Genomic DNA, 14,636 nt, shown 5'->3' on the forward strand with positions numbered 1-14,636 from the left:
ATTCTAGCCCGGGGCGTCGCACTCTGTGGACGATGTCAGGGGCCGGTGCGAAGCTCGATCCATGCGTTGCACGATTGTTCCCCCTTACCTGCTCTCCCGCCTCTCCCGCCTCGATGAGGCCGGTCTCGGAGGGGTCGCCGCCGCGGCCCACGAGACCCTGATGCAGACCGAGCCCCTGCGCGAGACGAGGCAGGCCGTTGCCCCGCGTGCCGCGACCCCGTCGACTGCCCCGCCTCGCCCTGATCGCACGATCAGCGATGCCGGAGGGCGCGAGGTGCTGCCCGGCTCCGTCGTTCGGCGCGAGGGCGGCGCCGAATCGGGCGATGCCGCGGTCGACGAGGCCTACGACGGCCTGGGGGCGACGCACGCGCTGTTCGCCGACGCGTTCGAACGTTCCTCGATCGACGGTCGCGGGCTCGGGCTCGACGCCACCGTGCACTACGGCTCGCGCTACGACAACGCCTTCTGGGACGGTGAGCGCATGGTGTTCGGCGACGGCGACGGCGAGGTCTTCCGCCGGTTCACGCTGTCGCTGAGCGTCATCGGGCACGAGCTCAGTCACGGAGTGACCCAGTACTCGAGCGCGCTCGAGTACCAGGGCCAGTCCGGGGCCCTCAACGAATCGGTGTCCGACGTGTTCGGAGCGCTGGTCGAGCAGCACAGCCGAGGGCAGTCAGCCTCGGAGGCAAGCTGGCTCATCGGCGAGGAGCTGTTCACCGACATGGTCGAAGGTGCCGCGCTCCGTTCGATGAAGGCACCGGGCACCGCCTACAACGACGACATCCTCGGCGTCGACCCCCAGCCCGCCCACATGCGTGATTTCGTCGACACCCGCGACGACAACGGAGGGGTGCACATCAACTCCGGCATCCCCAACCGGGCATTCTTCCTCGTGGCCGACGCCCTCGGCGGCTACGCGTGGCAGCGCGCCGGTCGCATCTGGTACGACACGATCACCGCAGGCGGGCTCGAGCCGCGAGCCACCTTCATGGAGTTCGCCCGTGCCACGGTCGAGGCCGCCCGAGCCCGCTACGGCGGCACCTCTGACGAGCTCGACGCGGTGCAGCGGGCGTGGGCGTCTGTCGGGGTCGAGTTGTGAACATCACCGTTGTGCGCAGCGGCGGGTTCGCAGGTCTGAGGCGAACCTGGCGGGTCGTCGTCGACGACGAGTCGCCGACCGCCGTCGACGAATGGCTCCACATCGTCGACGCGTGCCCGTGGTCCGACGCCGTCGATCTCGACGGCGACGGCGTTCCCGACCGTTTCGTCTTCGTCGTCACCGTCGAGGCGCTCCCCGTCGAATCGGCGTCGACGTCTCAGCTGCACGCGACCCTGCCCGAGTCGCGCGTCGTGGGGCCGTGGCGGCAGCTGATCGACCGGGTCCAGGCCTCCGATCGCGCCGACACATAACGACGCCGAAACATGCCGTCAACACTTCGGCGCTAGTTTAGGTCGGTGACGATTTCTGCTGACACGACCCCTGGCAACCCCGACCTCAGCCGTCGGAGTATTCGCGACGAGGTAGACGCCGCTCTGCGTGCCGACGTTCGACTGCTCGGCGCCCTGCTGGGCCGAATTCTGACCGAGGCAGGCGGCTCCGAGCTGCTCGACGATGTCGAGCGGCTGCGAGAGCTCACCATCGACGCCTATGAGAAGCAGAACGACGCCTCGATCGAAGACGCCGAGAAGCTCGTCGACTCGTTCACTCCCGTGAGGGCCGAGCAGGTTGCCCGGGCGTTCACCAGCTACTTCCACCTGGCCAACCTGGCAGAAGAGCACCACAGGGTGCGGGTGCTGCGAACCCGGTACGTGTCCGCGAGCGATCCCGCGCCCGCCGACTCCCTTCCCGCCGCCATCGAGCGGCTGGTCGGCGAGGTCGGGCGCGAGGAGACGGCCGCGCGACTGGCCGACCTGAGATTCCACCCCGTCTTGACGGCCCATCCCACCGAGGCTCGACGCCGCGCCGTCGCCTCGGCCATCCGCCGCATCAGCGATCTGCTCTCCGACAGGGACGCCGGGCAGCAGGGAGGCCTGGCCTCGGCCGAGATCGAGCGGCGCCTGCTCGAGCAGATCGATGTGCTCTGGCGCACCTCGCCGCTGCGCACGACGAGGCCGACGCCCCTCGACGAGGTCAGAACGGCGATGAACATCTTCGACCAGACGCTGTTCCAGGTCGTGCCGCAGGTGTACCGCCTGCTCGACGACTGGATGCTCGAGGGCGATGCGGGCAAGGCGCCCGTGGTCGCGCCGGCGTTCATGCGTCTCGGCAGCTGGATCGCCGCGGACCGCGACGGCAACCCCTTCGTCACGGCCGACGTCACCGAGGAGGCGGCCGCGATCGCGAGCGAGCACATCCTGTTCGGCCTCGAGCACGCCGCGACCCGTATCGGTCGCACGCTCACGCTCGACTCCGAGGACACTCCGGCCAGTGAGGCTCTGATGGCGCTGTGGGGGCGGCAGCAAGCCATCGCGCCGCAGGTGACGAGCCAGATCGGAACACGCTCGCCGCACGAGCCGCACCGCAGAGTGCTGATGGTGGTCGCCGCTCGAATCGTCGCCACCAGGCAGGGCACCGAGCTCGCCTACGGTCTGCCCGACGAACTCATCTCCGATCTGCGCGTCATTCAGCAATCCCTTCGGGAGGCCGGTGCCGATCGCAGCGCCAACGGCGAACTCCAGAACCTCATCTGGCAGGTCGAGACCTTCGGGTTCCACCTGGCAGAACTCGAGGTGCGGCAGCACTCCAAGGTGCACCGCCAGGCGCTCGAGGAGATCCGGGCCGGGGGTGCCTTGAGCGAGATGACCGTGGAGGTCTTGTCGGTCTATCGCACGATCGCGACACTGCAGAAGCGCTATGGACTCGCGGCGGCCCGTCGGTACATCGTGTCGTTCACGCAGTCCTCGGCCGACATCGCCACTGTATACGCGCTGGCGGAAGCCGCCCTGGGTTCTGCCGAGGCGGCCCCCGTGCTCGATGCCGTGCCGCTGTTCGAGACGTTCGCCGACCTCGAGGCGAGCACGACCATTCTCGACGAGATGCTGACTCTCCCGCAGGTGCAGGAGCGGCTGGCAGCAACCGGTCGGCGCCTCGAGGTGATGCTCGGCTACTCCGACTCCTCGAAAGACGTCGGGCCCGTCTCGGCGACGCTCGCCCTCTACTCGGCGCAGGAGCGCATCTCCCGCTGGGCGAAGGACAACGACATCGTCCTCACGCTGTTCCACGGCCGGGGCGGCGCACTGGGTCGTGGCGGCGGTCCGGCCAACGAGGCCGTGATGGCGCAGCCCGGCGGCTCCGTCGAGGGCCGGTTCAAGCTCACCGAGCAGGGCGAGGTGATCTTCGCCCAGTACGGCGACAAGGCGATCGCCGCGCGCCACATCGAGCAGATGGCAGCGGCCACCCTGCTCGCATCGAGCCCGTCGAACGAAGACGCCAACAACACGGCCACCCGTGACTTCGTCGACATGGCGCGCACGCTCGACCTGCGTTCACGAGAGCGCTTCTTCGAACTCATCAAGGCAGACGGCTTCGCTCCCTGGTTCGCCCAGGTCACCCCGATGGAGGAGGTGGGCCTGCTCGCGCTGGGTTCGAGGCCGGCCCGTCGCGGCCTGTCCGTGGAATCGCTCGAAGACCTCCGGGCCATCCCCTGGGTCTTCGCGTGGACGCAGGCGCGCATCAACCTCACCGGCTGGTTCGGGCTCGGCTCCGCCCTCGCGGCGGTCGGAGACATCGACGTGCTCCGAGACGCCTACGCCCGGTGGCCGCTGTTCACCGCCATGATCAACAACGTGGAGATGTCGCTCGCGAAGACCGACGACAGGCTCGCGGAGCGCTATCTCGCCCTGGGGGATCGCGACGACCTGGCCTCCCTCGTGCTCGACGAGATGGAGCTCACCCGCGAATGGGTGAGGCGCACGACGGGCCACGGCGAGATCCTCGAGGGTCGTCCCGTGCTGCAGCGCGCGGTCAGGCTCCGCAGTCCCTACGTCGACGCGCTGTCGCTCCTGCAGCTCCGGGCTCTCCGGGCCGTTCGCAGCTCGGGCAGCGTCGACCCGGCCGACGACACCCACCGGCTTCTGCTCCTCGCCGTCAACGGGGTCGCGGCCGGCCTGCAGAACACGGGATAGCCCGCGATGTCGGGGGCCCGGCGCTCCGTGTATCGGGTGCTGCTCGGCGATCAAGCTGATCGCCTGCAGCCCCAGCTGTCGGACTACGTCGACGGCGCGGTGCGCGGAGAGGCGGGCATCGGTCGAGGGGTCTACGAGTTCGCGGGACCCACGAGGGCCTGGCTCGCGCCGCTCTTCGCTCTGATTGTGCGCGCGAACGCCCTGTTCGGAGAACGCGGCGAGAACGTCGGCCTGACCGTCGTCAACGTTCCCCACGCCGACGGGCGGGGTCGAGTCTGCCTCAGCTCGACCCGCAGCTTCGCCTTCCCCGGCGTGACCCGCGCGATGGAGGACACGATGCTGGCCGGTCGTGACGGCCTGCTCCATGACTTCCTCGGCAGACGGCGATTCCTCGAAGTGTCACTGCGGCTGGGTGTCTCGTCAGAGGGGTGGCTCCGGATGCGATCGGTCGGCACCTGGCTCTGGCTCGGCCGTCTTCGCGTCCCCGTGCCCCGCATCTTCTCCGCACGGGTCGACCTCACGGAGCGCTGGGACTCCACGACCGCAAGCCAGAAGGTTGAGGTGACCCTCACGCATCCGGTGCTCGGCCGTGTCTTCGAATACCGGGGTTCCTTCACTTACGAGCCGAGGGGTGGACCGATCGACGCGGTCGACACCGCGGCCATCGATCGTCGGTTCTAACGCCCCGACTCGGGCTCGTCGACGACGTCACCGGGGGAGAGCACCTGGAGGGCCGCGTCGTGCAGGAGTCCGTTGGTGGCGAGGGCCGAACCCGACCAGGGGCCGGGTGTGCCGTCGACCGACGTGAACCGGCCTCCGGCCTCGTGGATCACGGGGATGAGCGCCGCCATGTCGTAGGGCTGAAGGTCGAATTCGCCGGCCATGTCGAGAGCGCCCTCGGCGACGAGCATGTACGACCACATCTCTCCGTAGGCCCGGGTGCGCCAGACGCTCCGGCTCAGGGCGAGCAGGCTGTCGAGCCGGCCCGCCTCGTCCCAGCCCTTCAGACTGTTGTAGCTGACGCTCGCGTCGTCGAGGCGTGCCACAGCGGAGACCGCGAGGCGGCGGGGGGCCGCCGACGGCGCGAGGGTGCTGTCCGTCGTCCACGCGCCCTGACCCAGGGCTCCCCACCAGCGGCGTCCGAGCGCGGGGGAGCTCACCACGCCGACGACGGGAACGCCGTCGACGACGAGGGAGATCAGCGTGGCCCAGACGGGAACTCCGCGCAGGTAGTTGGCCGTGCCGTCGATGGGATCGATGATCCACTGCCTGCTCGAGTCGCCGGCCGAGCCGTACTCCTCGCCCAGGATCGCGTCCTCCGGGCGGGCGGCTGCGAGCCGGTCTCTGATCTCGCGTTCGACGGCGCGGTCCGCATCCGTCACCGGTGTTCGATCGGGCTTGCTCTCGACGACCAGGTCGAGGGCCATGAATCGATCGAGCGAGATCGCGTCGGCCGCGTCGGCGATGTCGAGGGCGAGGGCGAGGTCGGCTGCATACGGCTCGGTCATGCCTCAAGCGTAGCCAGCCGCGACGGCGAGGCGTGCCCGGTCGTGCGTCTAGCTCAGCGAGCCCACGAGCTTCTGCAGCGACTCGATGCGTGCGATGCCGCTGGCACCCAGTTCTCCCGCCAGCACCCGGTCGACGATCTCCCAGTCGTGGGCCTGGCTGAGCGGGATGCCGTCGGCCGGCGGGATGGACGACGGGATCGCCATTCCGGCGAACGACTTCAGAACGTTCGCGGGGTCGACGTGGCCGAGACCGAACGAGCGCACGCCGGGGGTGTCGATGATCCAGCCCGAGTGGCCCGCGTCGTCGTGCACCCGCAGGCCCAGCGTCGACGACGATGTGTGGCGCCCGCGGCCGGTGACGTCGTTGACGCGCCCGATCGCCCGATCGGTGCCGGGAACGAGCGCATTCACCAGCGTGGACTTGCCGACACCCGAGTGGCCGACCGTGACGGTGGTGTGGCCCATCAGCAGCGACTTCAGTTCGTCGAGCGGCAGCTCGTCGCGCTGGCCGGTGACCACGGTGAGGTCGAGGCAGTCGAATTCGGAGAGGAATTCGCGCGGGTCGGCGAGGTCGGTCTTGGTGATGAAGAGGATCGGAGTGATGCCGGCGTCGAATGCGGCGACCAGATAGCGGTCGACGAGCCGGGCGCGCGGTTCGGGATTGGCCGCGGCCACGACGATCAGCATCTGGTCGGCGTTGGCGACGATCACCCGCTCGACGGCGTCTGTGTCGTCGGCGCTGCGGCGCAGAAGCGTGGTGCGCGGTGTGAGCTTGACCACCCGCGACAGGCTGCCCTCGGCTCCGGAGGTGTCTCCGACGAGTCCGACGCGATCGCCCGTGACGATGGCCGTCTTGCCGAGCTCGCGCGCCCGAGACGCCGTGATCGCGCGCTCGTCGGGCGTGTCCTCGTCGACGAGCACGCTGAAGCGGCCGCGGTCGACGGTGAGGATGCGACCGGGAACCGCGTTGGCGTACTCCGGCCGGATCTTGGTGCGGGGTTTGTTGCCCTTCGGGTTGGGCCGGATCCGAACGCTCGACTCGTCGTATTCCGACTCGTCGTCGTCATCGTCGTCGTTCGCCCACCAGGTCATGAGGTGCTCGCGGCCAACGCGCTCCAGAGCTCGGGGAATTCGGGGAGCGTCTTCGATGTGGTCGCGATGTCCTCGATCAGAACGTCGGGAACGACGAGGCCGATGATCGCGCCGGCATGCGCCATGCGGTGGTCGGCGTAGGTCTTCCACGTTCCGCCGTGCAGCGGGGCCGGCTCGATGCGCAGGCCGTCCTCCAGCTCTGTGACCGAGCCGCCGAGCCGGTTGATCTCCGACGCGAGGGCCGACAGTCTGTCTGTCTCGTGGTGACGGATGTGCCCGATGCCGGTGATCTCGCTGGGGGAGTCGGCAAGCGCTGCCAGGGCGACCAGGGCGGGGGCGAGCTCGCCGCCCTCGGAGAGATCGAGGGTGATTCCGTGGATCGACCCGTCGCCCTCCACGGTGAGCACGCCTTCGGCCTGGGTGACGGTGGCGCCGAACCGGGGCAGGAGCTCTGCGAGGTGTGCGCCCACCTGGGTGGTGCTCGACGGCCAGCCGCTCACGCTGACCCGACCGCCGGTCGCGACGGCCGCCGCGAGGAACGGTGCCGCATTCGACAGATCGGGTTCGATGTCGACGGTGAGGCCCTGGATGCGCGAGGGCGCGACGGTCCAGACACCCGGCTGCGGCTGCCCGACCTCGACGCCGCGGGCGGCCAATGCCTGGATCGTCATCTCGATGTGCGGCTGGCTCGGCACGCGCTCACCGGAGTGGCGCAGCACGAGTCCGTCGTCGAAGCGGCTTGCGCTCAGGAGGAGGCCCGACACGAACTGACTCGAGCTCGACGCATCGATGACGATCTCGCCACCGGCGACGCGACCGGTGCCGTGAACCGTGAAGGGGAGCGATCGCGCTCCGTCGTCGGCGATGTCGACGCCCAGGGAGCGGAGCGACGAGATGGTCGTGGACATAGGCCTGCGCCGCGCGGCCTCGTCTCCGTCGAACACGACGGGGCCGAGCGCCAGGGCGGCGACGGGCGGGATGAAGCGCATGACGGTTCCGGCGAGGCCGCAGTCGACCGTCGTGCTTCCGAGCAGCTCCTCCGCGGGTGTGATGAGCCAGTCGTCGCCGAAATCCCCGGCGCCGGAGACGGCCTCGATCGTCGTGCCCATCGATCGGAGGGCATCGACCATCAGAGAGGTGTCGCGCGAGTGGAGCGGAGCCCGAAGAGTGGAGGGCGACTCGGCAAGCGCCGACAGCACGAGTTCGCGGTTGGTCAGGCTCTTGGAGCCGGGGAGGACGACCGACGTGTCGATAGGACCGGTGGCGGTCGGCGACGGCCACGGCGAGTCCGCCGGCGGCACGGAGGCGACCCCTGGCGTCTCGTCATCGTAGGGGGAGAAACGCGGATCGAGTTGGCTGATGATTCCCATTGCCCTCAGATTACCGCGAGCACGGAATAAACCGCGTTCCCATCGCGGTTGTTGATGGTACGGGCACCGAGCGGGTGCATCGACGACGGAGAGGCACAGGAGGAGCACAGGTGGTGACTGAGCAGCTGGTGCGACCGACCGCAGTCCGCCCGGGCATGGCCTGGGCCGAACGCGCCCTCTCCGAAGTAGACTCAGGCTTGATGAGCACTCCCACACCTGACACCACTCCCGCGGCGACCCCGGATCCCCGGGACCTGTTCGAGGAACAGGCGATACCGTTCCTCGACCAGCTCTACGGCGCTGCCCTGCGCATGACCCGCAATCCGGCAGATGCGCAAGACCTCGTGCAGGAGACGTTCGTGAAGGCGTATGCGGCCTTCGCACAGTTCGAACAGGGCACGAACCTCAAGGCGTGGCTGTACCGAATCCTGACGAACACGTTCATCAACACCTATCGCAAGAAGCAGCGCGATCCCTACAAGGGCACCATCTCCGACATGGAGGACTGGCAGCTGGGCGAGGCCGAGTCGGCCACGGCGATGTCGAGCCGCTCGGCGGAGGCCGAGGCGATCGACCACCTGCCCGACAGCGCGGTCAAGGATGCGCTGCAGTCGATTCCCGAAGATTTTCGTCTGGCGGTCTATTTCGCCGACGTGGAAGGTTTCTCCTACCAGGAGATCGCCGACATCATGAAGACCCCTGTCGGCACGGTAATGAGTCGTCTGCATCGAGGCAGACGACTTCTGCGGGGACTTCTGACTGACTACGCAGCAGACCGCGGCATTCATGTCGCGGCGAAGACGGGGAGCACGAAGAAATGACCGATTGCGGTTGCGACAAGGCCAAGGCCGAACTCGAGGAGTATCTGCACAACGAGCTGTGCTCGACCGATGCAGAAGACATCCGTGAACACCTCGCCGGCTGCACGGACTGCGAGTCCGAGCTGCACGTCGGGCGCGTCCTCACCGAGGCAGTTCAGCGCGCGTGCCGCGAGACCGCGCCCGGCGATCTGCGCGACCAGGTTCTTCTCTCCATCCGCACCATTCAGGCCACGCACTAGCCAGCTGGCTCTCTGCCACATGAACGGCAGATTTCGGCGGCGTTAAACTCCGCCCCGACGATTGGCTTCGGCTCCGGTCAGTGCCATTATCGGCACGGTGACCCTCAGTAGCGATCTGCCCTCCCGCGTCAATCCCAGTGAACACACCACGCCCCACGTGGTCGTACTGTTCGGAGCAGTGGGCGATCTCGCCCGGCGCAAGCTCATCCCGGGCATGGCCCATCTCGCGCTCTCGTCGCTCGCACCCGACATCCGCATCGTCGGCACGTCGCTGGAGGAGCACGACGACGAGTCCTTCCGGGCCTTCGCCAAGATCGCCTACAACGAGTTCGGCAGCCGGGCGCTGACCCCGGATCAGTGGGACCGCTTCGAGTCCAAGCTGAGCTACGTTCCTCAGTCCGCCGGCCCGAAGGCGCTCGCCAAGGCGGTTCTGGATGCCGAGAAGTCGCTCGGCCCCGACGTGCGGCGGCTGCACTACCTGAGCGTGCCGCCTCGGGCCGCGCTCAGCGTGGTGCACATGCTCGGCGAGGCCGAGCTGGTCGACCGCAGCCGCATCATCATGGAGAAGCCTTTCGGCACCGACCTGGCATCGGCGGTGGCCCTGAACGCGGAGCTCCACGAGACCTTCGCCGAGGATCAGATCTTCCGCATCGACCACTTCCTCGGCAAGGAGCCCGCGCAGAACATCCTCGCCTTCCGATTCGCGAACGGCCTCTTCGAACCGATCTGGAACCGCAACTTCATCGACCACGTGCAGATCGACATCCCGGAGACCCTCGGGCTCGACCGGCGCGCCCAGTTCTACGAGTCGACCGGCGCCTACAAGGACATGGTGGTGACCCACCTCTTCCAGGTGCTCGCGTTCATGGCCATGGAACCGCCCACCGCGCTCGAGCCGATCGCCATCAGCGAGGAGAAGAACAAGGTCTTCCGATCGATGCGGCCGCTCATCCCCGACAACGTCGTGCGCGGACAGTACATCGGCTATCGCGACGAGGAGGGAGTCGCTCCCGAGTCGGACACAGACACCTTCGTCGCCCTCAAGTGCGAGATCGACAACTGGCGCTGGGCGGGTGTGCCGTTCTACCTGCGCACCGGTAAGAAACTGGCCGAGGGGCAGCGCATCATCTCGATCGCCTTCCGCGAGCCGCCGAAGAGCATGTTCCCGCAGGGCTCGGGCGTCGGGGCGCACGGCCCCGATCACCTGACATTCGACCTGGCCGACGCGTCGAAGGTCTCACTCTCGTTCTACGGCAAACGACCGGGCCCGGGCATGAAGCTCGACAAACTGAGCATGCAGTTCGCCCTGCACGAGACCGGCCGGGAGGGCGATGTGCTCGAGGCGTACGAGCGGCTCATCCTCGACGCGATGCGCGGCGACCACACATTGTTCACCACAGCGGAGGGCATCGAGAGGCTGTGGGAGGTGTCTGCCACCCTGCTGCAGGACCCACCGCCGGTGCGCCTGTACGCGCCCGGAACCTGGGGGCCCAACGCCATCCATCAGCTCATCGCGCCGCATGCATGGCGGCTGCCGTTCGAGCGGGCCTGGCGCGACAAGAAGAAGTAGCGTCAGGCCCGGCTCGAGGTCGGGCTACAGGGTCAGGGCCCGCTCGATCAGCTCGGCCTGCTCCACGGCGTGACGCTTGGCCGATCCCGCGGCGGGCGATGCCGCCGCCGGACGGGAGACGACACGAACGAAACGACCGAGGTGCGGAGCGACCTCGACGGCCACGAAGGGCCAGGCGCCCTGGTTCTCCGGCTCGTCCTGCACCCACACGACCTCGGCGTTGGGGTACTGGTCGAGAACGGCCTTCAGCTCGCCGATCGGAGCGGGGTAGTACTGCTCGAGCCGAACGAGGGCGATCGCCTCGTCGGGCTTCTTCTGCAGCTCGTTCAGCAGGTCGTAGTGGATCTTGCCCGAGTGCAGCAGCACGCGGGTGACGGCCGCCTTGTCGGCGACACGGGTGTCGTCGATCACGGGCTCGAAGGTTCCACCGGTGAGATCGGGCACATCGGACGTTGCACCCCGGAGGCGGAGCATCGCCTTCGGCGTGAACACGACGAGCGGCTTGCGCGGTCGTGCGTACGCCTGCCGGCGAAGCAGGTGGAAGTACGACGCGGGGGTCGAGGGGCGAGCGACCGTCATGTTGTTCTCGGCGCACAGCTGCAGATAGCGCTCGATGCGCGCCGACGAGTGGTCGGGGCCCTGGCCCTCGTAGCCGTGGGGGAGCAGGAGCACGAGCGACGAGCGCTGCGCCCACTTCTGCTCGGCCGACGAGATGAACTCGTCGATCACGATCTGGGCGCCGTTGGCGAAGTCGCCGAACTGGGCCTCCCAGAGCACGAGCGCGTCGGGCCGCTCGACCGAGTAGCCGTACTCGAAGCCCATGGCGGCGTATTCGCTGAGCAGCGAGTCGTAGATCCAGAAGCGGGCCTGGTTCTCGCCGAGGTTCGCGAGCGGGAGCCACTCCTGGCCGTTCTCGCGATCGTGCAGCACGGCGTGGCGCTGCACGAAGGTGCCGCGGCGCGTGTCCTGCCCTGCGAAGCGCACGGGAGTGCCCTCGAGCAGCAGCGAACCGAGGGCGAGGAGCTCGGCGAATGCCCAGTCGATGCCTCCCGATCGGCTCATCTCGAGGCGCTTGTTCAGAAGCTGCTGCAGTTTGGGGTGAACCGTGAAGCCTGCGGGCTTGTTCTGGAACGCGTCGCCGATCTGGTGGATCGTGGACTCGGACACCGCGGTCGAGAATGCGTCGGCCGAGGCCGAGTCGTTCTGCTGGGCGTCGGGCAGTTCGAGGTCGGCGACACTCGATCCGTCGGGCGTGATGATCGGAATAGACGAGGTCTGCGCCGCGTGCGTCTCGGCGAAGGCCCGCTCGAGGCGGTCCTGGAAGTCGCGGTGGGCGGCCTCGTACTCCTCTTCCGTGATGTCGCCACGACCGACGAGCGACTCGGTGTAGAGCCGACGAACGCTGCGCTTCGCCTCGATGAGGTTGTACATGAGCGGCTGGGTCATCGAGGGGTCGTCTCCCTCGTTGTGCCCGCGGCGGCGGTAGCAGATCAGGTCGATGAACACGTCGCGGTGGAACTGCTGGCGGTACTCGAACGCCAGCTGGGCGACGCGCACAACCGACTCTGGGTCGTCTCCATTGACATGGAAGATGGGGGCCTGGATCGTCTTGGCGACATCGGTCGAGTACACCGACGAGCGGGACTCGCCAGGAGGCGTCGTGAAGCCCACCTGGTTGTTGATGTTGATGTGGATCGTGCCGCCCGTGCGGTAGCCGCGGAGCTGGGACATCTGCAGCGTCTCGACCACGATGCCCTGGCCCGCGAGTGCCGCGTCGCCGTGGATCAGGATCGGAAGGGTCGAGAACGTGCCGATCGCCTTGCGGTCCTGCTTGGCGCGCACGATGCCCTCGAGCACGCCGTCGGCTGCCTCGAGGTGCGACGGGTTCGCCGCGAGGTAGACGGGGATCTCCGTTCCGTCGCTGCCGTGGAAGGTCCCCTCCGTTCCGAGGTGGTACTTCACGTCACCGGAGCCCTGGACGGTTCGCGGGTCTTGAGTGCCCTCGAACTCGCGGAAGATCTGGCCGTAGGTCTTGCCCGCGATGTTGGTGAGCACGTTGAGCCGGCCGCGGTGGGCCATTCCGATCGCGACCTCGTCGAGGCCCTCGTCGGCGGCACCCTGAATGACCGCGTCGAGCAGGGCGATGGTCGACTCTCCGCCCTCGAGGCTGAACCGCTTCTGGCCGACGTACTTGGTCTGCAGGAAGGTCTCGAAGGCCTCGGCCTCGTTGAGCTTGGCGAGGATGCGCATCTGCTCGTCGTGACCCGGCTTGGCATAGGGGCGCTCGATCTTGTCCTGGATCCACTTGCGCTGAGCCGGGTCCTGGATGTGCATGTACTCGATGCCGGTCTTGCGGCAGTAGGAATCGCGAAGCACACCGAGGATGTCGCGGAGCAGCGCGCTGCGCTTGGCACCGAACTCACCGGTCACGAACTCGCGGTCGAGGTCCCAGAGCGTGAGCCCGTGGTTCTCGATGTCGAGGTCGGGGTGCGTGCGCTGCCGGTACTCGAGCGGATCGATGTCGGCCATGAGGTGGCCGCGCACGCGGAACGCGTTGATCAGCTCCTGCACGCGGGCGGTCTTGTCGACGGCGTCGGAGAGGTCGACGCTGATGTCGGGGGCCCAGTGGATGGGAGCGTAGGGGATGCGCAGCTCGGCGAAGATGTTCTCGTAGAAGTTGCGCTCACCGATGAGCAGCTCGTGCACCTTGCGCAGGTACTCGCCCGATCCTGCGCCCTGGATGACACGGTGGTCGTAGGTGCTCGTGAGCGTGATGATCTTGCCGATGCCCAGGTCGTTCAGGGTCTTCGGGCTGGTTCCCTGGAACTCGGCGGGGTACTCGAGGGCGCCGGCGCCGATGATGCAGCCCTGGCCCTTCATCAGCCGCGGCACGGAGTGCACGGTGCCGATTCCGCCGGGGTTGGTGAGGGAGATCGTCGTTCCCTGGAAGTCGGCGGCGGTGAGCTTGTTGGCGCGTGCGCGGCTGACCAGCTCCTCGTAGGCGTGGAGGAACTCGTTGAAGCCCATGGTGTCGGCGCGCTTGATGCCGGGAACGAGGAGCGCCCGCGTTCCGTCGGGCTTGGGGATGTCGATCGCGATGCCCAGGCCGACGTGGGCGGGGGCCACGACCGAGGGCTTGCCGTCGACCTCGTCGTAATAGACGTTCTGGCTGCGGAACTCCTTCATCGCCTGCACGAGCGCCCAGCCGATGATGTGGGTGAACGACACCTTGCCGCCGCGGCTGCGCTTGAGGTTCGAGTTGATGACGATGCGGTTGTCGATGAGCAGCTTGGCCGGGATGGAGCGCACGCTGGTGGCCGTCGGCACGGTGAGGCTGGCGTCCATGTTGGTCGCCAGGGTCTTGGCCATGCCGCGCAGGGGAGTGACCGTGTCCTTCTCGGCCTCCTCCTCGGAGGTGGCCGATTCGGGGGTGGCCTCACGCTTCGGCGCCGAGACCGGCGCCTCTGCGGGGATGGGCGCCTGGCGGGCCTGGACGCTGGTGGTGCGGGCCTCGGGCTGCGTCTCGCGCTGGTCGGCCACGGATGCGCCGGACGGCGCCTCGGTCGACACGGTCGCAACGGGTGACGTCGGCGGGGTGGAGGCCCCGGATGCTTCGGCGATCTGCTCAGATTCGGTCGCTGCGGGAGGAGCCTGCTCGGCTGTCACAGCGGGAGCCGTCGGCGCCGCACCACCCTTGGAGACGACGGTCGAGTGGTAGCTCTCGAGGATCGGCCACCACGACTCGTCGACCGACTTCCTATCTACCTTGAACTGCTCGTAGAGCTCTTCGACGAGCCACTCGTTGGCTCCGAACTCCGACGATCCTTCGTCGTTTTCCACTCCGGTCGTTTGGCTAGACAAGCCCGATCGCCCACTCTCTTCATCGTGCATCGACATTTCGCCTGAAATCA

11 protein-coding genes are annotated in these 14,636 nt (G+C 67.9%); 7 read left to right on the forward strand and 4 right to left on the reverse strand.

The features are described from left to right. The first annotated feature begins 61 nt into the window (after window positions 1–61). Genes ASF06_RS14665 through ASF06_RS14680 form a run of 4 tightly spaced genes read left to right on the forward strand, consistent with a single transcriptional unit; the run spans window position 62 to window position 4,806 of the window. Window positions 62–1,099, forward strand: a complete 1,038-nt coding sequence (locus ASF06_RS14665; protein WP_055948741.1) for a M4 family metallopeptidase — start codon at window positions 62–64, stop codon at window positions 1,097–1,099. After that, window positions 1,096–1,410, forward strand: a complete 315-nt coding sequence (locus ASF06_RS14670) for a protealysin inhibitor emfourin (protein ID WP_055948744.1) — start codon at window positions 1,096–1,098, stop codon at window positions 1,408–1,410. Before ASF06_RS14665 ends, ASF06_RS14670 begins: the two co-directional genes overlap by 4 nt. Before the next feature lie 51 nt (window positions 1,411–1,461). Further along, window positions 1,462–4,125, forward strand: a complete 2,664-nt coding sequence (locus ASF06_RS14675) for a phosphoenolpyruvate carboxylase (RefSeq protein ID WP_055949659.1) — start codon at window positions 1,462–1,464, stop codon at window positions 4,123–4,125. Between the two features lie 6 nt (window positions 4,126–4,131). Then, entirely contained in the window at window positions 4,132–4,806 is a 675-nt protein-coding gene (locus ASF06_RS14680) for a DUF4166 domain-containing protein (RefSeq protein WP_055948747.1), read from the forward strand. Here the strand turns inward: ASF06_RS14680 and hisN are convergent. From hisN to aroA, 3 genes are read right to left on the reverse strand one after another with little or no spacing between them, the layout of a single operon-like run. Next, entirely contained in the window at window positions 4,803–5,633 is an 831-nt protein-coding gene (gene hisN, locus ASF06_RS14685) for a histidinol-phosphatase (protein ID WP_055948749.1), read from the reverse strand. The two genes, ASF06_RS14680 and hisN, sit on opposite strands and share 4 nt — an antisense overlap. A 48-nt stretch (window positions 5,634–5,681) precedes the next feature. Then, entirely contained in the window at window positions 5,682–6,725 is a 1,044-nt protein-coding gene (gene rsgA, locus ASF06_RS14690; protein WP_055948752.1) for a ribosome small subunit-dependent GTPase A, read from the reverse strand. Further along, complete coding sequence (aroA, locus tag ASF06_RS14695; RefSeq protein WP_055948755.1) at window positions 6,722–8,095, reverse strand: 3-phosphoshikimate 1-carboxyvinyltransferase; 1,374 nt, start codon at window positions 8,093–8,095, stop codon at window positions 6,722–6,724. Before aroA ends, rsgA begins: the two co-directional genes overlap by 4 nt. Window positions 8,096–8,295: 200 nt before the next feature. Between aroA and ASF06_RS14700 the strand changes: the two genes are divergently transcribed. The 3 genes from ASF06_RS14700 to zwf all read left to right on the forward strand — a co-directional run bounded on the left by ASF06_RS14700 (window position 8,296) and on the right by zwf (window position 10,725). After that, window positions 8,296–8,916: a sigma-70 family RNA polymerase sigma factor gene (locus ASF06_RS14700; protein WP_055949662.1), complete on the forward strand. Its 621-nt coding sequence runs from the start codon at window positions 8,296–8,298 to the stop codon at window positions 8,914–8,916. Next, window positions 8,913–9,155, forward strand: coding sequence for a zf-HC2 domain-containing protein (locus ASF06_RS14705; protein ID WP_055948758.1), 243 nt, complete (start codon window positions 8,913–8,915; stop codon window positions 9,153–9,155). Before ASF06_RS14700 ends, ASF06_RS14705 begins: the two co-directional genes overlap by 4 nt. A gap of 97 nt (window positions 9,156–9,252) precedes the next feature. Further along, window positions 9,253–10,725, forward strand: a complete 1,473-nt coding sequence (zwf, locus tag ASF06_RS14710) for a glucose-6-phosphate dehydrogenase (protein ID WP_442853932.1) — start codon at window positions 9,253–9,255, stop codon at window positions 10,723–10,725. Between the two features lie 24 nt (window positions 10,726–10,749). Here zwf and ASF06_RS14715 read toward each other — a convergent pair whose 3' ends face one another. Beyond that, window positions 10,750–14,586, reverse strand: coding sequence for a multifunctional oxoglutarate decarboxylase/oxoglutarate dehydrogenase thiamine pyrophosphate-binding subunit/dihydrolipoyllysine-residue succinyltransferase subunit (locus ASF06_RS14715; RefSeq protein WP_200920392.1), 3,837 nt, complete (start codon window positions 14,584–14,586; stop codon window positions 10,750–10,752). Window positions 14,587–14,636: the final 50 nt, after the last annotated feature.

Origin of the sequence: Agreia sp. Leaf244, from assembly GCF_001422695.1 — a bacterium.
Taxonomy (GTDB): Bacteria; Actinomycetota; Actinomycetes; order Actinomycetales; family Microbacteriaceae; genus Agreia.

Coding starts and splice junctions, on each gene's coding strand:
- ASF06_RS14700 (WP_055949662.1), top strand. CDS start 8,296: ATGAGCACTCCCACACCTGACACCACTCCCGCGGCGACCCCGGATCCC.
- hisN (WP_055948749.1), bottom strand. CDS start 5,633: ATGACCGAGCCGTATGCAGCCGACCTCGCCCTCGCCCTCGACATCGCC.
- aroA (WP_055948755.1), bottom strand. CDS start 8,095: ATGGGAATCATCAGCCAACTCGATCCGCGTTTCTCCCCCTACGATGAC.
- rsgA (WP_055948752.1), bottom strand. CDS start 6,725: ATGACCTGGTGGGCGAACGACGACGATGACGACGACGAGTCGGAATAC.
- ASF06_RS14705 (WP_055948758.1), top strand. CDS start 8,913: ATGACCGATTGCGGTTGCGACAAGGCCAAGGCCGAACTCGAGGAGTAT.
- ASF06_RS14680 (WP_055948747.1), top strand. CDS start 4,132: ATGTCGGGGGCCCGGCGCTCCGTGTATCGGGTGCTGCTCGGCGATCAA.
- ASF06_RS14665 (WP_055948741.1), top strand. CDS start 62: ATGCGTTGCACGATTGTTCCCCCTTACCTGCTCTCCCGCCTCTCCCGC.